The organism is Bradyrhizobium manausense (assembly GCF_001440035.1).
GTDB lineage: Bacteria > Pseudomonadota > Alphaproteobacteria > Rhizobiales > Xanthobacteraceae > Bradyrhizobium > Bradyrhizobium manausense.
Genome location: NZ_LJYG01000004.1, coordinates 90,577 through 107,475 on the forward strand (window position 1 = coordinate 90,577; position 16,899 = coordinate 107,475).

The following is a 16,899-nucleotide window of genomic DNA, read 5'->3' on the forward strand; positions in this document are numbered from 1 at the left end:
TGGCGGGGTTAAACGCCGCTCGCGCCCAAAAGTCAAGGAAAGTTAAGGCGCCGGGACGCCGATTCCAGGGTAAGGCCTTGAAAGCAGGCGCTTTCCGACGATGGGTTCCTTTTTTCGCGCGCCCGCCCATATAGCCGGTGATGTCTTGCCGCCGCGACCAGCCCTGAGCCCCCGCCGTGCCGATCACCCGCCGCCGACTGTTCGGAGTGCTTCCCGGCGCCGGCGCGCTGATCGGTGTCCCGCCCCTCTGGATATCCAGCATGAAAACCTATGACGGCCCCGTTTCGGACCATTTCAACGGTCTGCATTTCTTCGACCCGGACGGCTCGCCGCCAAAATCGCTCCGCGAGGTGCTGCGCTGGCAATTCAGCGGCGGGCGGGAGCGGGCCAAATGGCCTGTGTGGGCCCCGAGCCCTCATGCCGATACGCCGCCCGAGCGCGTCGATGGCGGCAGGGTGCGGCTCTCCTTCGTTGGCCATGCCAGCTGGCTGATCCAGGCCGGCGGCCTCAACATCCTCGTCGATCCGGTCTGGTCCTCGCGGGTCTCGCCGGTCAGCTTTGCCGGGCCGAAGCGGCACAACGATCCCGGCATCGCTTTCGAAAAGCTGCCGAAGGTCGACATCGTGCTGGTCTCGCACGGCCATTACGATCATCTCGACATCGCGACGCTGTCGCGGCTCGCCAAGAACTTTGCGCCGCGCGTGGTGACCCCGTTCGGCAACGACGTGACGATGCGGAGCTACGATTCGACGATCAAGGTGGAGGCCTTCGACTGGCACGATCGCGTCGAGCTCGGCGGCGGCATCGCCGCGACGCTGGTGCCGACCCGGCACTGGACCGCGCGCGGCATGTTCGACCGCAACAAGGCGCTGTGGGCGAGCTTTGTGCTGGAGACGCCGGCCGGCAAAATCTACGTGGTCTGCGATTCCGGCTATGGCGATGGCAGCCATTTCCGCCGCGTCGCCGAGAAGCACGGGAAGTTGCGTCTGGCGATCCTCCCCATCGGCGCCTACGAGCCGCGCTGGTTCATGCGCGACCAGCACATGAACCCGGAAGATGCGGTGAAGGCGCTCGGTGATTGCGGCGCCGAGCAAGCGCTCGGGCATCATCACGGCACGTTTCAATTGACGGATGAGGCGATCGACGCGCCGGCGAAAGCGCTCGTGGAAGCGCTCGATGCCGCCAAGATTCCGCAGGAGCGGTTCGTGGCGATGAAGCCGGGGCAGGTGGTGGAGATTTAGCGTCAATCTCCGCTGTCGTCCCGGCCTCGTGCGCAATTGCGCACGGGGGCCGGGACGCCAGCTTCGTTGCGGCAAGCCGCGTGCCTCTTACGAAGCCCTTTACTGCTCTTTCGGCTTGATCGCCCAGCTCACATTCACCGTCACCGACAGCGTTTCCTCGCCCGGCGCAACCGCAGCAGGAGCAGCCATTGGAGCGGCGGTCATCCGCGCCTTGAACAGCGGCACCGGCGCGCCGCCTTCGGAGACGCTGAGCGGCGCCCCCAGCGTGACGCCGGTGGCCTTGGCGTAGATCTCGGCCTTGCGGCGGGCATCGGCGACCGCCTGCTCGCGCGCGTCGTCGAGCAATTTGGAGGCTTGCGTCACCTCGAACGAGATGTTGCCGATGTCGTTCGCGCCCGCGCCGACCAGGATGTCGATGACGCCAGCGACCTTGGTCACGTCGCGAATCTTCACGGTGACGCGGTTGGAGGCGCGGAAGCCGGCCACGGGCGAAGCGCCGGTCGAGCGGTTCGGCGCATATTGCGGCTGCAGCGACAGGCGCGAGGTCTGGTAGTCCTTCTCGGGAATCCCCGCGCCCTTCAGCGCCAGCAGCACCTTGCCCATCGCCGCGTTGTTGGCATCGGACGCTTCCTTGGCCGATTTGGCGTCGTTGGCGACGCCGGCGTCGATCTGCGCAAGGTCAGGCGCCGCCGAGACCGTGGCCTCGCCGCTGACGGAGATGGCGGAGGGGAAATCGTCGGCGCGTGCGGGCATTGTCAGCATCGTGGCTGCGAAGATTGCAGCGAGGGCGGCAGGCTTTTTCATCTGTCTCACTTCAGCGGCACGAACACATTGATCACGAGCTTGTCCTCGGCCGTCTTGAGCGGATCGGTGAGGTATTCCTCGATGAACGTGTCCTTGGCTTCCAGCTTCTTGTCGTCGAGGTGATTGGTGATCGCCTCATAGGTGTTGTCCATGTTGTCGTAGGAGCCGCGATGGACGAACTTCAGCGCCTTGCCTTCAGGCGATTTGCCGATGCTCATGTCCTTGGGCAGGTTCTTCGGATCCTGGTCGACGGGGATTTCGGCGAAGAAGGTGAAGCCGGTGTCGTCGGTCGAGGTGTAGACGATCATCGCGTTGCCGGCGTGCTTGATGCCCTGCTTGTCGAGCAGCGCGTTCAGCGCCTTGAAGGCGTCGACCAGGGTGTCGAACGCCGAATCCCAATTGGCCGTGCCCTTGATCATCACGACCTTCTTCGGCTCGAGCGTGGTCTCCTGGCCAAAGGGATCGGCGGTCTGCACCGGGGCCGGCGTGGCGGCCGCAGCGGGCGGCGGTGCCGCCGGGCTCGGTGAGGCGCTAGCTGCAGGAGAGGGCGATGCCGCCGGCGCGGGTGAGGCGCTGGCTGCCGGCGACGGCGCTGCCACGGGCGAGGCGCTGGCGTCCGGTGAGGGCGAGGCCGCCGGCGCCGGCGAGGAGCTTGCTGAAGCCGCGGGCGCCGGGCTCGGTGTCTGAGCCCGGGCGATCGACAGGCTCAGCGACAAGGCCGCTGCCGGGATCAGCGCGGCCAGAGCGAGACGACGAAACCTAATCATTCTATTCTCCCCAAGGCCTTAACAAAGAAGGCCTTAACCAAGAAGGTCTTTTACCCAGAAGGCCTCAACGACGAAGGCCCTTACGAAGGCCAAATCCGGTCGCGCATCCCCCTCCGCGCGAGCTTTCGCCGTTCTAACACGCGAGCGCCAAATTCGTCCCATGACGTCTGCGTCATGGCAGGCGCCCCGGCCCCCGCGGGTGCAAATCACTGGCCAAGGGGGCTGGGATCACCATATAAGACGGGCGAAATTCGGGAATTTTCATGAGCGCGCTCGCCAACCACGCATTTGCCAAGATGAACGGCATCGGCAACGAGATCGTCGTTGTCGACATGCGCGATTCTGCGGGCCGCATCACGCCGGAAGACGCCCGCGCGGTCGCTTCCGCGCAAGGCGGCGTGCCCTATGACCAGCTCATGGTGCTGCAGAAGCCGCGGCTCGACGGCACCGAAGCCTTCATCAGCATCTACAATAATGACGGCTCCGAAGCCGGCGCCTGCGGCAACGGCATGCGCTGCGTGGTTCGCCGCATCTTCGAGAAGAGCGGGCAGACCACGGCGACCTTCCAGACCGCGGCCGGCCTGCTCAATGCCTGGCAGGGCCCGGCGCCGGATCTCTACACCGTCGACATGGGCGCGCCGAAGTTCGGCTGGCAGGACATTCCGCTGGCGGAGGAGTTTCGCGACACCCGCTACATCGAGTTGCAGATCGGGCCGATCGACAAGCCGATCCTGCATTCGCCCTCCGTGGTCAGCATGGGCAATCCGCACGCGATCTTCTGGGTCGACGACGTCAACGCCTATGATCTCGAGCGCTTCGGTCCGCTCCTGGAAAATCATCCGATCTTTCCGGAGCGTGCCAACATCACGCTCGCCCATATCGTCGATCGCGAGCACATCACCATGCGCACCTGGGAGCGCGGCGCCGGCCTGACGAGGGCCTGCGGCTCGGCGGCCTGCGCGACCGCGGTCGCAGCAGCGCGGTTGAAGCGCACCGAGCGCAAGGTCGAGATGACGCTGCCCGGCGGCAAGCTCGGCATCGAATGGCGCGAGCGCGACGCTCACGTGCTGATGACGGGCACAGCGACCTTGGAATATGAAGGCCATTTCGATCCGGCGCTGTTTGCGCCGGTGGGCTGATGGCCGTCGACATCGTCACCTTCGGCTGCCGCCTCAACGCCTTCGAGGCCGAGGTGATCCGCAGCAAAGCGGAAGGCGCGGGCCTGTCCGACACCATCGTCATCAACAGCTGCGCCGTCACCAATGAGGCGGTGGCACAGGCGCGGCAGTCGATCCGCAAGATGAAGCGTGAACGGCCGGGTGCGCGCATCGTCGTCACCGGTTGCGCGGCGCAGACGCAAGCCGCGATGTTCGCCGACATGGCCGAGGTCGATCGCGTCGTCGGCAATGACGACAAGATGCGAAGCGAAGCCTGGCGAGCGGCGCGCGACGCTTTCGGTGTCGGCACCGGCGAGAAAATCGCCGTCAGCGACATCATGTCGGTGAAGCAGATGGCGCCGCATCTCGTCGATGGCTATGCGAGCGGCCTGCCACGGGTGTTCGTGCAGGTGCAGAATGGTTGCGACCATCGCTGCACCTTCTGCATCATCCCCTACGGCCGCGGCAATTCACGCTCGGTGCCGATGGGCGCCGTGGTCGACCAGGTGCGCACCCTGGTCGAGCGCGGTCATGCCGAGATCGTGCTCACCGGCGTCGATCTCACCAGCTATGGCGCTGACCTGCCGGGCGCGCCGAAGCTCGGCCTGCTGACGAAGCAGATCCTGCGGCACGTGCCGGAGCTGAAGCGGTTGCGCATCTCCTCGATCGATTCGATCGAGGCGGATGCTGATCTGCTCGATGCCATCGCCGACGATGCCAGGCTGATGCCGCATCTGCATCTGTCGCTGCAGTCGGGCGACGACATGATCCTGAAGCGGATGAAGCGGCGGCATTCGCGGCATGATGCGATCGTGTTCTGCAATCAGGTACGGCGCCTACGCCCGGATATCGCCTTCGGCGCCGACATCATCGCGGGCTTCCCGACCGAAACTGAAGACATGTTTTCGCGCTCGCTCGATCTCGTCGAGGAATGCGGGCTGACGTTCCTGCATGTCTTCCCGTATTCGCCGCGTCCCGGCACACCGGCTGCGCGGATGCCGCAAGTGGCAAGGCCGGTGATCAAGGAGCGGGCGAGGCAGTTGCGTGCAGCCGGAGAGGCGGTGTTGCGCCGGCGGCTGCAAGCCGAGATCGGTGCGACGCGCGATGTGCTGGTCGAGAGCGAGAGCCTGGGGCGGACTGAGCACTATCTGCCGGTGGCTATCGCGGGCGAGCGCATCGGCAGTGTCGTGCCGCGGACGATCACTGGCAGTGATGACGAGCGGCTGACCACATACTCAGCTGTCGTCCCNNGGGACGACACCTGGGGTGTGGACGCGGGGTGCATTAACTCGCAAGCCCTACGACGCCCGCACCTGCCAGAAGCGTAGCGTGCGCCTGGCATTCTCCGCCGTCATCCGCGCGAAATTGCCCTTCGCCCTCGCAACATCCGCCGGCTTCATCGCACCGGTGGCAAAGCGGCTTTCGAGCACGGCAACCGTCGTCTCCCAGCTCAGCAGCGCCGCCTTGCACGGCACCAGCAGGCCGTCTTCGCGCAGGCTCTGCATCAGCGGACGGATCACCTCGACTGTCGATCCGGACAGTGCCGCCAGCGCGGCCACGGTTTCCTCGTAACGACGCTGTCGCGCGAAGTTCAGCAGTGTCGCCTCGTTGAGCTGGCCGGTCGCCTTGAGATTTCCGATCGCCCGCTTGGCGCCTTCGAAGTCGCGGACAGCAGACATCTCGCGCTCGATACCGACAGTGACGGCAGCGATCGCGTTCTGGATTTCCTCGAACAGATGCGTCGGCGCGCGCGACAGCAGCCGCGTACGCACTGCGTCCGTCGCGGAACGCAGCAACTGGCGGCGCAGATCCGAGGGCAGGTCGACGCGGACGCCGACGCTGACGGCAAGCTCGGGATCGGATTCGGCCTGGCCGACGATGATGGCAAAGCCGTTGCCGGAGACGCGCGCGCCCGGATTGGCGGCGAGACGTTTGCTGACGCTCGGATAGCGGCGCGCCAGCAGCGCGTCGGTGACGATCTCCTTCAGCCACCAGCGGCCGGCGACCGCAAGCAGATGCGGCTCGCTCTTGCTGGCGGCGATCTTCGTCAGCTCGCCATCGTCGAGCCGGGCGGATTCCTGCAGCACGGGGCCGGCGATGCGGATCTCGTCATTGTTGGCGAGGCGGCGGATCACCGAGGGCGGTGCCTGTGCGATGGGCGCGAGCTGGGCGCTGATCTCGGCCAGCGCCACGCGCGCTGCGACGTCGGCGATGGCGCGCAGCTCGATGGTGCCGATCAGGCGCTCGAGCACGTCGTCGAACAGCGCGATCTGCTCGTCGTTGAAGCTTCCGGCGGAGGAGAGAAACAGGTCGGTGACGCGCCGGGCGGTCTCCATGCCCTTTTCCGCCGAGCCGGTCCGGATCGCGGATTCGACCTCGTCGATGATCGATAGCTGGGCCGTGGACATGACGATGCTCGTCCTGAGCGGAATGACGGAAGCTTTTTCTAAGCGACCGTTATCATTAGAGGCGAGCCCTGAACGTTTCGTAAACCATGCTCGGGAGAGGCTCCTACTCCCCGTTCCAGCCGCAGGCGCGGAGTTTTTCGTGCATGTGGGGCGGGGCGGGTGCGACCACGCGGATCGGCTCCTTGTTCCGGGAGATCGGCACCACGATCTCGCGGGAATGCAGATGCAGCTTCGGCTCGCCGAAGCGCGGGCCGTTGCCGTAAATGTTATCGCCGAAGATCGGCCAGCCGGTCGCGGACGAATGCACCCGCAATTGGTGGGTCCGGCCGGTCACCGGTTCCATGGCCAGCCAGGTGAAGCCGTCGCCGCGGCCCATCACCTTCCAGTTGGTGATCGCCTTCTGTCCCTCGGGGTCGGGCTTCTGCCACCAGCCACGCTCGGCATTGAGCCGGCCGAGCGGCATGTCGATGGTGCCTTCGTCCTCGGCAGGGCCGCCCTCGACCACGGTCCAGTAGGTCTTGCCGATCTTGCCGTGCTTGAACAGGAGGCCGAGCGAGGCGGTCGCCTTGCGATGGCGGCCGAGCACCAGGCAGCCGGAGGTGTCCTTGTCCAGCCGGTGGGCCAGCACCGGCGGCCGCGGCAGACCGAACCGGAGCGCGTCGAAGGAGTCTTCCAGATTGGGGCCGCCCTTGGGGCCGCGATGCACCGGCAGGCCGGCCGGCTTGTCGATGACCAGCATCAAGCCGTCGCGGTGGAGCACGCGGGCTAAAATCTCCTCAGCGGTCAATTCGGGAACATCGAGCAATTGCAAGTCTTTCGGTCAAGGCTTTCGTTTGGGAGCCGGAACGGCTAACACACCGCCACCATGAACGATACCACTGACACCCCCAAGCTGAGCTGGTGGCGCCGCCTGTCCAACGGGCTGAAGCGCACCTCGTCCTCGCTCGGGACCGCGGTCGCCGACCTCGTCACCAAGCGCAAGCTTGACCGCGCCATGCTCGACGACATCGAGGACGTGCTGCTGCGCGCCGATCTCGGCACGTCAGTCGCGGTGCGGATCGCGGATGCCGTCGGCACCGGGCGCTATGACAAGGCGATCTCGGCCGACGAGGTCAAGGACGTGGTCGCGACCGAGGTCGAGAAGGTGCTGGCGCCGGTGGCGAAGCCGCTCGAGATCGACACGGCCAAGAAGCCGTTCGTGATCCTCGTGGTCGGCGTCAACGGCTCCGGCAAGACCACGACCATCGGAAAGCTCTCGCAAAAATTCGCCTCCGAAGGCCGCAAGGTGATGCTTGCCGCCGGCGACACCTTTCGCGCCGCCGCGATCGAGCAGCTCAAGGTCTGGGGGGAGCGCACCAAGACGCCTGTGATCGCGGGCGCGCAGGGCTCGGATTCGGCGAGCCTCGCCTTCAATGCGCTGACCGCGGCGAAACAGCAGAACATCGACGTGCTGCTGATCGACACCGCCGGCCGGCTGCAGAACAAGGCCGAGCTGATGAACGAGCTCGAGAAGGTCGTGCGCGTCATCCGCAAGGTGGACGCGACAGCGCCGCATGCGGTGCTGCTCGTGCTGGACGCCACAGTCGGCCAGAACGCGCTGTCGCAGGTCGAGGCCTTTCATCGCACGGCGGGCGTCACCGGTCTCGTCATGACCAAGCTCGACGGCACCGCGCGCGGCGGCATCCTGGTGGCGCTTGCCGAGAAGTTCAAACTGCCGGTGCACTTCATCGGTGTCGGCGAAGGCGTCGACGATCTCGCGCCGTTCACCGCGCGCGATTTCGCCCGCGCCATCGCCGGAATCGAAAGCTAGAGCATGGACAAGACCCAGCCGCATCCGCTGTTCAAGCTGGCGACCGAGCTCGGTCCGCTGCTCGTGTTCTTCTTCGTCAATGCGAAGTTCAATCTGTTTGCCGCAACCGGCGCCTTCATGGTCGCGATCGTGGCGGCGATGGCTGCCTCCTATGTGGTGACGCGGCACATTCCGATCATGGCGATCGTGACCGGCGTGATCGTGCTGGTGTTCGGCACGCTGACCCTGGTGCTGCACGACGAGACCTTCATCAAGCTCAAGCCGACCATCATCTATGGCCTGTTCGCCACGATCCTCGGCGGCGGCCTGTTGTTCGGCCGCTCCTTCATCGCGGTGATGTTCGATCAGATGTTCAATCTGACCCCGCAGGGCTGGCGCATCCTCACGCTGCGCTGGGCGCTGTTCTTCGCCGGCATGGCGGTCTTGAACGAGATCGTCTGGCGTACCCAGAGCACGGACTTCTGGGTGAACTTCAAGGTGTTCGGTGTCACGCCCATCACGATGATCTTCGCCATCGCCCAGATGCCGCTGACCAAGCGCTATGGGATCGAGCCGGTGTCGCTGGAGACCAGCGAGGCCGAAGCGGGGGATATCAGGAAGGGGTGACAGTCTCTCCACTCGTCATTGCGGGGAGCCCTTGCGACGAAGCAATCCAGAGTCTTTCCGCAGAAGCAGTCTGGATCGCTTCGCTGCGCTCGCAATGACGGGTTTTGCTAGGACCCCGCCTTCAACGCCTTCTCCATCTGCGGCAACAGCACCGTCCTGAAATTCTCCGGCGTGATCGGGCCGACCAGCTTGTAGACGATGGTGCCTTCAGGGCCGACGACAAAAGTCTCCGGCACGCCATAGACGCCCCACTCGATCGAGGCGCGGCCATTGGCGTCGATGCCGACGCGGCCGAACGGATTGCCGTAGCGGCCGAGGAAACGGCGGGCGTTCTCGGGCGTATCCTTGTAGTTGATGCCGACGAGCTGGAAGCGCTTGTCCTTGGCAAGTTCGCTCAGGAGCGGCGCTTCATCATGACAGGGCACACACCAGGACGCCCACACATTGACGAGGCTGACCTTGCCCTTGAATGCGGAGGGATCGAAGCCCGGCACCTGCACATTGTCGGCCTGCAATCCCTCCAGCGGCGGCAGCGTGGTCTGCGGTGCGGGGTGGCCGATCAGCGCGGAGGGAATTCGCGAGGGATCACCGCTGCCGAGCCGGAACCAGAACAGCACCGCAAGTCCGACGAAGGCGAGCAGCGGCAGCACCATCAGGAAGGTGCGGCGCTGCGGTGGTGCGGACGTGGTTTGATCGCTCATGGTGCATCCACTGCGCTGCGGGCCGAGCGGCGCGTGATCCCGCTGCGCTCGAGCTGGCGCAGCCGCTCGGTCTGATTGCGATAGTCGATGATGACCCAGCCGATCAGGAGCGCGACCACGAGGGCCGCTGCCGCGTAGGATGTCACAATGAAGGGCGCGTAAGGACCGAGCGACATCGTCATGCGGCGCCTTTTGACGCGTTTTCTTCACGCGAACCGGTACCCACTCCGCTCGAAAACGCTACGCGGCTCGCCTGCATCATCTGCAGGGAGCGCACGCGCCGGCGCAAAATCTCATTGCGCATCGCGGCCAGGTGCAGCGTGACGAACAGCAACGTGAATGCGACGGCCATCACCAGGAGCGGAATCAGGAACGCCTTGTCGAGCGTCGAGCCGCCCATGCGCATCACCGAAGCCGGCTGGTGCAGCGTATTCCACCAGTCGACCGAGAATTTGATGATCGGAAGATTGAGCGCGCCGACCAGCGTCAGCACGGCGGCAGCGCGCGCCGCGCGCGAGGGATCTTCCACCGCGCGCCACAGCGCCATCAGCCCGAGATACATCAGGAACAGGATCAGCACCGAGGTCAGTCGCGCATCCCACTCCCAATAGGTGCCCCACATCGGCCGGCCCCACAGCGAGCCGGTGAGCAGCGCGAGGAAGGTGAAGCTGGCGCCGATCGGCGCTGCGGCTTTCGCCGCGACATCGGNGCGGATGCCGCCACACCAGCGTGCCGAGCGAAGCGACGCTCATCACGCCCCAGACGAACATCGACAGCCACGCATTGGGCACGTGGATGAACATGATCTTCACGGTCGCACCCTGCTGATAATCGTCGGGCGCGTATGCGGATTGATAGAGGCCGATCGCGAGCAGGACGATGGTCGCGGCCGCGAGCCACGGCAGCACCCGCGCCGAGAGCGCGAGGAACCTGGTGGGGTTGGCGAGGTCGTTCAGCGACATTGTATCCTGATAAAGCACCCGGGACTGCTCACGCAATCAGCATGAAAGCGCGCGGCAAAAGTTGATCGGGGTCAAGGCAACCGAGCTCGTTTCAATCCAGGCCATGTTTCAGGCTCGCCGCCGCCGCGAACGGGCCGATCACGAGGCTGACCAGCGACAGCGCGCAGAGGATCGAGAACGGCGCGCCGAACGACAGCGGTCCCGTGATCGCGGCCTGCGAGGCGGCAACGCCGAAGATCAGCACGGGAATCGACAGCGGCAGCACCAGCACGGCCATCAGCAGCCCGCCCCGATGCAGCGTCACCGCCAGCGCCGCGCCGATCATGCCTGTGAAGGTCAGGGCGGGGGTGCCCGCCAGCAGCGTCAGCGCCACCGCAGCCGTGGCGACCATGTCCAGATTGAGCAGCAGCCCGAGTACGGGGGTTGCGACGATCAGCGGCAGGCCGGCGGCCAGCCAATGCGCCAGCGCCTTGGCGGCGCAGGCCAGTTCCAGCGGCGTCCGGCTCATCGTGATCAGGTCGAGCGAGCCGTCCTCATGGTCGGCCATGAACAGCCGGTCGAGCGTCAGCAGGCTGGCCAGCAGCGCCCCGAGCCACAGGATCGCCGGCCCCAGCCGCGACAGCAGCGCCAGGTCCGGCCCCACCGCGAACGGCATCAGGACGACGACGGTCAGGAAGAACAGCACGCCAATCAACGCCCCGCCGCCAACGCGGAGCGCGATCTTGATGTCCCGGCGGATCAGGGCGGTGAGGGCGGTCATGCGGGGCCCCCGGCGGTTGCGAGACGGCCATGAGAGCCCGGCTCGCGCCCCACGCACGCTGCGCTCCCTCCCCCTAGGGGAGAGGGAACGGAGAGAGCCGAACTCGGCCGCTTGGAAAGCTGAGGGTTGGACCTTTTCACACCATCCCCCCGATCCGCAGCTCCCGCGCGTCAATCCCCAGCGGCGCATGGGTCGCCGCGATGATCATCCCGCCGCGCGCCAGATGCTCCCGCATCAGCCCGCTGAACATGTCCTGCCCGGCCGCATCCAGCGCATTGGTCGGCTCGTCCAGCAGCCAGATCGGCCGCCGCACCGTCAGCAGCCGGGCCAGCNNGGCCGACAGGAAGGCGGCGGGCAGATGGGCCGCGTGGTCGAGGCCGACAGTGGCGAGGCTTTCAGCCGCGTCGCCGCGCTCGCCGCCCAGAAATTCAGCCCAAAATGACAGATTTTCAGTCACGCTCAGCGCCGGCTTCAGGGCATCGCGATGGCCGAGATAGTGGCACTGCTCGGGCAACGTCAGGTCGCCGTGGCCACCGCCCAGTACGATCTTGCCGCCAGCCGGAATGAGCAGGCCCGCGATCAGCCGCAGCAGCGAGGTCTTGCCCGATCCGTTACGGCCGACCACGGCCACGGCCTCGCCGGCAACTGCCTCGAAATCGAGCCCGGAAAACACCTCGCGGCCGCCGCGCACGCAAGTCACGCCGCGTCCGGCCAGCTGCATCTTGACTGGGACCAACCCGTTCACAGCCGGGCCTCAGGAAATCTTGGGGTAGCGCATCAGAATTTTTGGCTCGCGGCTTGCTCGGTCCTGTTGTGGCTGTGGCGGCGCGGTTAGAAAACTTCTATAAGCCCGGAACTACTTGATGCAGCAACTTAACCTGCCCCTGCAAGCGACCCAGCCTGCTACGCTGACGGTGTTAAAATACCCTGCCGGGTATGTCTAACAATTGGGATTTCCTACATGACCTCGCTCGACAGCTTCAAATGCAAAAAGACCCTCAAGGTCGGCGCCAAGACCTATGTCTATTACAGCCTGCCCACGGCCGAGAAGAATGGTCTGAAGGGAATTTCGAAACTTCCCTATTCGATGAAGGTCCTGCTCGAGAACCTGCTCCGCAACGAAGACGGCCGCTCGGTCAAGAAGGAAGACATCGTCGCCGTCTCGAAATGGCTGCGCAAGAAGTCGCTGGAGCACGAGATCGCGTTCCGCCCGGCCCGCGTGCTGATGCAGGATTTCACCGGCGTTCCGGCTGTGGTCGACCTCGCCGCCATGCGCAATGCGATGCAGAAGCTCGGCGGCGAGCCTGAGAAGATCAACCCGCTGGTCCCCGTCGATCTCGTCATCGACCACTCCGTGATCGTGAACTTCTTCGGCGACAACAAGGCTTTCGCCAAGAACGTCACGGAAGAATACAAGCAGAACCAGGAGCGCTACGAGTTCCTGAAGTGGGGCCAGAAGGCGTTCTCGAACTTCTCGGTCGTGCCGCCCGGCACCGGCATCTGCCACCAGGTCAATCTCGAATATCTCTCACAGACGGTCTGGACCAAGAAGGAGAAGATGACGGTCGGCAAGAAGACCGGCACTTTCGAGGTTGCCTACCCTGACTCGCTGGTCGGCACCGACTCGCACACCACCATGGTCAATGGTCTGGCCGTGCTCGGCTGGGGCGTCGGCGGCATCGAGGCGGAAGCCTGCATGCTCGGTCAGCCGCTGTCGATGCTGCTGCCCAACGTCGTCGGCTTCAAGCTGAAGGGCGCGCTGAAGGAAGGCGTCACCGCGACCGACCTCGTGCTGACCGTGACGCAGATGCTGCGCAAGCTCGGCGTGGTCGGCAAGTTCGTCGAATTCTTCGGTCCCGGCCTCGACAACCTCTCCGTTGCCGACAAGGCGACCATCGCCAACATGGCGCCTGAATATGGCGCGACCTGCGGCTTCTTCCCCGTCGACGCCGCCGCAATCGACTACCTCAAGACCTCGGGCCGTGCCGCGCCGCGCGTTGCGCTGGTGCAGGCCTATGCCAAGGCGCAAGGCCTGTTCCGCACCGCCAAGTCGGCCGATCCCGTGTTCACGGAGACGCTGACGCTCGATCTCGCCGACGTCGTGCCGTCGATGGCGGGTCCGAAGCGTCCCGAAGGCCGCATCGCGCTGCCGTCGGTCGCCGAGGGTTTTTCGCTCGCGCTCGGCACCGAGTACAAGAAGGCCGAGGAGCCCACGAAGCGCTTCCCCGTCGAGGGCAAGGACTTCGAGATTGGCCATGGCGACGTCGTCATCGCGGCCATCACCTCCTGCACCAACACCTCGAACCCGAGCGTGCTGATCGGCGCCGGCCTCTTGGCGCGCAACGCGGCTGCAAAGGGCCTCAAGGCCAAGCCGTGGGTGAAGACCTCGCTCGCTCCGGGCAGCCAGGTGGTTGCGGGCTATCTCGCCGATTCCGGCCTGCAAAAGGATCTCGACAAGGTCGGCTTCAACCTGGTCGGCTTCGGCTGCACCACCTGCATCGGCAATTCCGGTCCGCTGCCTGAGGAGATCTCGAAGTCGATCAACGACAACGGCATCGTTGCCGCCGCGGTGCTCTCGGGTAACCGCAACTTCGAAGGCCGCGTCTCGCCCGACGTGCAGGCGAACTATCTGGCCTCGCCGCCGCTGGTGGTCGCGCATGCGCTCGCCGGCAGCGTCACCAAGAACCTCGCCGTCGAGCCGATCGGCGAAGGCAAGGACGGCAAGCCGGTGTATCTGAAGGACATCTGGCCGACGACGAAGGAGATCAACGCCTTCATGAAGAAGTTCGTGACCTCGACGATCTTCAAGAAGAAGTATGCCGACGTGTTCAAGGGCGACGCCAACTGGCGCAAGATCAAGACGGTCGAGAGCGAGACCTATCGCTGGAACATGTCGTCGACCTATGTGCAGAACCCGCCTTATTTCGAAGGCATGAAGAAGGAGCCGGAGCCTGTTACCGATATCGTCGAGGCGCGCATCCTCGCCATGTTCGGCGACAAGATCACCACCGACCACATCTCGCCGGCCGGTTCGATCAAGCTCACCTCGCCTGCGGGCAAATATCTCAGCGAGCACCAGGTGCGCCCGGCCGACTTCAACCAATACGGCACGCGTCGCGGCAATCATGAAGTGATGATGCGCGGCACCTTCGCCAACATCCGCATCAAGAACTTCATGCTGAAGGGCGCGGATGGAAACATCCCCGAAGGCGGTCTGACCAAGCACTGGCCCGACGGCGAGCAGATGTCGATCTACGACGCCGCGATGAAGTACCAGCAGGAGCAGGTGCCGCTCGTCGTGTTCGCCGGCGCCGAGTACGGCAACGGCTCCTCGCGCGACTGGGCTGCGAAGGGCACGCGCCTGCTCGGCGTTCGCGCCGTGATCTGCCAGAGCTTCGAGCGCATCCATCGCTCCAACCTGGTCGGCATGGGCGTGCTGCCGCTGACCTTCGAGGAAGGCACCTCGTGGTCGTCGCTTGGCCTGAAGGGCGACGAGAAGGTCACGCTGCGTGGCCTGGTCGGCGAACTCAAGCCGCGCCAGAAGCTGACCGCGGAAATCGTCTCGGGCGACGGTTCGCTGCAGCGCGTTTCGCTGCTCTGCCGCATCGATACGCTGGATGAGCTCGATTACTACCGGAACGGCGGCATTCTGCACTATGTGCTGCGTAAACTCGCGGCTTAAGCGCGAATTTGTGAACGGTGGCTCACCGCGACGTGAGTAGAAGGTTAAACCAAGGCGGCCTATCAAAAGGCCGCCTTCGTACGTTTTGCGGCATGTTTCGGATGGGTTCGTCCCGCAAAATCCTGCCTCGGACGTTTGCTTGGATAGTTGAATGGACCGCGCCCGTAAGACTACGGTGACCATCAGGCGATAAGATCTTCCCCCAACGAGTGACCTGTGTGACTTTCAACATGACTGGCATGATGGTTTCCAATTTCGTTTCGCGATGGTCCGGAGCATTCTGGTCAGGAGCACTCGGCATCTGCGCCATCGTCGCCGTCATCCGCCCCGCCCAGGCGGATCCCCGCGCCGTGGTCGAGCTCTTCACCTCGCAGGGCTGCTCCTCGTGCCCGCCTGCCGACAAGGTCATCGGCGATCTCGCCAAGGACCCCTCGATCATCGCGTTGAGCATGCCTATCGATTACTGGGATTATCTAGGCTGGAAGGATACGCTGGCGGATTCACGTTTCTCGGCGCGGCAGCGCGCCTATTCGCGTATGCGTGGTGACCGCGAGGTCTACACGCCGCAGGTCGTGGTCAACGGCGCCGCGCATGTCATCGGCAGCGACCGCGCCGGCATCGAAAGCGCGATCGGCAAGACCGACGCTGGCACCGGCGTCATGAGCGTGCCGGTGACCATGTCGCTCGCGGGCAAGCAGATCAATGTGTCGGTTGCTGCGAGCAACGAGCCGACGGTCTCGCATGGCGAGGTCTGGATCTGCTCGATCGTGAAATCGGTGCCAATCGAGATCAGTCGCGGCGAGAACCGCGGGCAGCAGATCACCTACCACAACGTCGTGCGCAATGTACTGAAGGTCGGCGACTGGCACGGACATCCGGAAAGCTGGACCGTGCCGATCGAAAATCTGACGTCGCGCGATGGCGTCGATGGTGCGGTGGTCTACGTCCAGGACGGCAGCCGCGAGAGGCCTGGCCCGATGTTGGGGGCGGCGTACACGTCGCTGCATTGAAGCGCGCGTAGAATTCTCTCAGGACAATCTGTCTTTCGTCATTCCGGGGCGCGCGTAGCGCGAATCCATTTCACCGCGCGTGCTGTCGTCCAATGGATTCCGGGTTCGCGCCAAGTGGCGCGCCCCGGAATGACAATGGTGTGAAACACCCCGCCACAAACAAAAAAGGACCAACTTGCGTTGGCCCTCCTTGTCGCGCGTACAGACCCGATCCTGTTCGACCCCGGGGGGCTGGGGGCTGAGGAATCCGGAACCGAAAGGACCGGGTCAACGCACACCAGTCTTTTCGCAATGCAGGGCGGCGGGCGGTGGGCGGAAAAGCGGCGATCCTGTGATTCCTGCTAACGATGCCGTGACGGTTTGCCGCTGAGAAGTTCCACACGCCCCGTGTGTCATGATGAGCTGGCCGTTGGCGAGGTTGGCCCGGTCCTTCGGCGGCCGTTCAAGAGCCCCTTGCGGGCGGGAACAGTTGGCGCGATCATGCAGATGTCATGATCCGCGGTTCCGGGGACGGTCTTCGCGGAGGCGGTCATGCTTGATGCGATGAGGAGGCGCCCCATGAGCTTGACGTCGGAGGATGCCGATCCGAGCGAGCAGCGCGCAGTGGCGCGCCCCGCCGCTGCGAATGCCCAACCCGGCCGGGTGACATTCAACCGGCTCGAGCTGCACCGAATTCTCAATCTGTATGGCCGCATGGTCGCCGACGGCGAGTGGCGCGATTATGCCATCGATTTCCTGAAAGACCGCGCGGTGTTCTCGGTCTTTCGCCGCGCCTCCGAAGTGCCGATCTACCGGATCGAGAAAGATCCGCGGCTCGCGCGCAAGCAGGGCATGTACAGCGTGATCTCGGCGACCGGCCTGATCCTGCGCCGCGGCCACGAGCTCGAGCGCGTGCTGCTGGTGATCGATCGGAAGCTGGCGGTGGTGTAGCGGCGCTCCCGTAGCCCGGATGGAGCGCAGCGCAATCCGGGGCCGCTGTATCCGTGGATGG

16 protein-coding genes and 3 pseudogenes are annotated in these 16,899 nt (G+C 64.9%); 8 read left to right on the plus strand and 11 right to left on the minus strand.

Annotated elements, in window-relative coordinates; translation table 11 throughout:
- Positions 1-176 precede the first annotated feature (176 nt).
- Entirely contained in the window at positions 177-1,241 is a 1,065-nt protein-coding gene (locus AOQ71_RS01020; protein WP_057740694.1) for an MBL fold metallo-hydrolase, read from the plus strand.
- A 99-nt stretch (positions 1,242-1,340) separates the two neighbouring features.
- Here AOQ71_RS01020 and AOQ71_RS01025 read toward each other — a convergent pair whose 3' ends face one another.
- Both AOQ71_RS01025 and AOQ71_RS42210 read right to left on the minus strand, forming a co-directional pair.
- Positions 1,341-2,045, minus strand: coding sequence for an SIMPL domain-containing protein (locus AOQ71_RS01025; RefSeq protein ID WP_057740696.1), 705 nt, complete (start codon positions 2,043-2,045; stop codon positions 1,341-1,343).
- A 5-nt stretch (positions 2,046-2,050) separates the two neighbouring features.
- The gene (locus tag AOQ71_RS42210; protein WP_083513830.1) at positions 2,051-2,812 is read right to left on the minus strand and encodes a GyrI-like domain-containing protein; all 762 of its coding nucleotides are present in this window, start codon (positions 2,810-2,812) and stop codon (positions 2,051-2,053) included.
- 263 nt (positions 2,813-3,075) lie between these two features.
- Here AOQ71_RS42210 and dapF point away from each other — a divergent pair, with 263 nt between their 5' ends.
- Together dapF and mtaB are read left to right on the plus strand one after the other, a co-directional pair.
- Positions 3,076-3,951: a diaminopimelate epimerase gene (gene dapF / locus AOQ71_RS01040; RefSeq protein ID WP_057740702.1), complete on the plus strand. Its 876-nt coding sequence runs from the start codon at positions 3,076-3,078 to the stop codon at positions 3,949-3,951.
- On the plus strand, positions 3,951-5,218 hold a 1,268-nt coding region (mtaB, locus tag AOQ71_RS01045), incomplete at its 3' end, for a tRNA (N(6)-L-threonylcarbamoyladenosine(37)-C(2))-methylthiotransferase MtaB (protein WP_157083322.1). The genes dapF and mtaB, both read left to right, overlap by 1 nt.
- Before the next feature lie 49 nt (positions 5,219-5,267).
- On the opposite strand, the gene AOQ71_RS01050 is transcribed toward mtaB, so the two are convergent.
- Together AOQ71_RS01050 and AOQ71_RS01055 are read right to left on the minus strand one after the other, a co-directional pair.
- Complete coding sequence (locus AOQ71_RS01050; RefSeq protein ID WP_057740706.1) at positions 5,268-6,377, minus strand: DUF2336 domain-containing protein; 1,110 nt, start codon at positions 6,375-6,377, stop codon at positions 5,268-5,270.
- 103 nt (positions 6,378-6,480) lie between these two features.
- Entirely contained in the window at positions 6,481-7,182 is a 702-nt protein-coding gene (locus AOQ71_RS01055; RefSeq protein WP_057740708.1) for an RluA family pseudouridine synthase, read from the minus strand.
- Between the two features lie 60 nt (positions 7,183-7,242).
- Between AOQ71_RS01055 and ftsY the strand changes: the two genes are divergently transcribed.
- Together ftsY and AOQ71_RS01065 are read left to right on the plus strand one after the other, a co-directional pair.
- On the plus strand, positions 7,243-8,187 hold the full coding sequence (gene ftsY, locus AOQ71_RS01060; RefSeq protein WP_057740711.1) for a signal recognition particle-docking protein FtsY: 945 nt from the start codon (positions 7,243-7,245) through the stop codon (positions 8,185-8,187).
- Between the two features lie 3 nt (positions 8,188-8,190).
- On the plus strand, positions 8,191-8,793 hold the full coding sequence (locus AOQ71_RS01065; RefSeq protein WP_057740713.1) for a septation protein A: 603 nt from the start codon (positions 8,191-8,193) through the stop codon (positions 8,791-8,793).
- Between the two features lie 107 nt (positions 8,794-8,900).
- Here the strand turns inward: AOQ71_RS01065 and AOQ71_RS01070 are convergent, their stop codons facing one another.
- From AOQ71_RS01070 to ccmA, 7 genes and pseudogenes are all read right to left on the minus strand, one after another.
- Positions 8,901-9,494, minus strand: a complete 594-nt coding sequence (locus AOQ71_RS01070) for a DsbE family thiol:disulfide interchange protein (protein WP_057740715.1) — start codon at positions 9,492-9,494, stop codon at positions 8,901-8,903.
- On the minus strand, positions 9,491-9,676 hold the full coding sequence (gene ccmD, locus AOQ71_RS01075) for a heme exporter protein CcmD (protein WP_083513832.1): 186 nt from the start codon (positions 9,674-9,676) through the stop codon (positions 9,491-9,493). The genes AOQ71_RS01070 and ccmD overlap by 4 nt, the downstream gene beginning before the upstream one ends.
- Positions 9,673-10,202: heme ABC transporter permease CcmC (gene ccmC, locus AOQ71_RS01080; protein WP_245316602.1), on the minus strand; the 530-nt coding region annotated here is incomplete at its 5' end. The genes ccmC and ccmD, both read right to left, overlap by 4 nt.
- A gap of 1 nt (position 10,203) precedes the next feature.
- Positions 10,204-10,456: pseudogene (locus tag AOQ71_RS46880) on the minus strand (heme transporter HemC); the annotation flags it as partial.
- A gap of 91 nt (positions 10,457-10,547) precedes the next feature.
- Positions 10,548-11,216 carry a heme exporter protein CcmB gene (ccmB, locus tag AOQ71_RS01085; protein ID WP_057740717.1) on the minus strand — a complete coding sequence of 223 codons (669 nt, stop codon included), beginning with the start codon at positions 11,214-11,216 and terminating at the stop codon, positions 10,548-10,550.
- 136 nt (positions 11,217-11,352) lie between these two features.
- Positions 11,353-11,548 (minus strand): annotated as a pseudogene (locus AOQ71_RS46885) (heme ABC exporter ATP-binding protein CcmA); the annotation flags it as partial.
- A 2-nt stretch (positions 11,549-11,550) separates the two neighbouring features.
- Positions 11,551-11,937: pseudogene (ccmA, locus tag AOQ71_RS01090) on the minus strand (heme ABC exporter ATP-binding protein CcmA); the annotation flags it as partial.
- A 240-nt stretch (positions 11,938-12,177) separates the two neighbouring features.
- On the opposite strand from ccmA, the gene acnA reads away from it, so the two are divergent.
- The 3 genes from acnA (at position 12,178) to AOQ71_RS01105 (ending at position 16,838) form a co-directional block, all read left to right on the plus strand.
- Complete coding sequence (gene acnA, locus AOQ71_RS01095) at positions 12,178-14,898, plus strand: aconitate hydratase AcnA (RefSeq protein ID WP_057740719.1); 2,721 nt, start codon at positions 12,178-12,180, stop codon at positions 14,896-14,898.
- Positions 14,899-15,128: 230 nt separating this feature from the next.
- Positions 15,129-15,908: a DUF1223 domain-containing protein gene (locus tag AOQ71_RS01100; protein WP_057740721.1), complete on the plus strand. Its 780-nt coding sequence runs from the start codon at positions 15,129-15,131 to the stop codon at positions 15,906-15,908.
- A 558-nt stretch (positions 15,909-16,466) separates the two neighbouring features.
- Positions 16,467-16,838, plus strand: a complete 372-nt coding sequence (locus tag AOQ71_RS01105) for a DUF2794 domain-containing protein (RefSeq protein WP_057740723.1) — start codon at positions 16,467-16,469, stop codon at positions 16,836-16,838.
- The last annotated feature ends 61 nt before the right edge of the window (positions 16,839-16,899 follow it).

What these genes read in the sequence shown, in the direction of transcription:
- dapF (WP_057740702.1), top strand. Translation starts at nt 3,076, where the DNA reads ATGAGCGCGCTCGCCAACCACGCATTTGCCAAGATGAACGGCATCGGC.
- AOQ71_RS01065 (WP_057740713.1), top strand. Translation starts at nt 8,191, where the DNA reads ATGGACAAGACCCAGCCGCATCCGCTGTTCAAGCTGGCGACCGAGCTC.
- ccmB (WP_057740717.1), bottom strand. Translation starts at nt 11,216, where the DNA reads ATGACCGCCCTCACCGCCCTGATCCGCCGGGACATCAAGATCGCGCTC.
- AOQ71_RS01105 (WP_057740723.1), top strand. Translation starts at nt 16,467, where the DNA reads ATGAGCTTGACGTCGGAGGATGCCGATCCGAGCGAGCAGCGCGCAGTG.
- ccmD (WP_083513832.1), bottom strand. Translation starts at nt 9,676, where the DNA reads ATGACGATGTCGCTCGGTCCTTACGCGCCCTTCATTGTGACATCCTAC.
- AOQ71_RS01050 (WP_057740706.1), bottom strand. Translation starts at nt 6,377, where the DNA reads ATGTCCACGGCCCAGCTATCGATCATCGACGAGGTCGAATCCGCGATC.
- ftsY (WP_057740711.1), top strand. Translation starts at nt 7,243, where the DNA reads ATGAACGATACCACTGACACCCCCAAGCTGAGCTGGTGGCGCCGCCTG.
- AOQ71_RS01100 (WP_057740721.1), top strand. Translation starts at nt 15,129, where the DNA reads ATGACTGGCATGATGGTTTCCAATTTCGTTTCGCGATGGTCCGGAGCA.
- AOQ71_RS01025 (WP_057740696.1), bottom strand. Translation starts at nt 2,045, where the DNA reads ATGAAAAAGCCTGCCGCCCTCGCTGCAATCTTCGCAGCCACGATGCTG.
- acnA (WP_057740719.1), top strand. Translation starts at nt 12,178, where the DNA reads ATGACCTCGCTCGACAGCTTCAAATGCAAAAAGACCCTCAAGGTCGGC.
- AOQ71_RS01070 (WP_057740715.1), bottom strand. Translation starts at nt 9,494, where the DNA reads ATGAGCGATCAAACCACGTCCGCACCACCGCAGCGCCGCACCTTCCTG.
- AOQ71_RS42210 (WP_083513830.1), bottom strand. Translation starts at nt 2,812, where the DNA reads ATGATTAGGTTTCGTCGTCTCGCTCTGGCCGCGCTGATCCCGGCAGCG.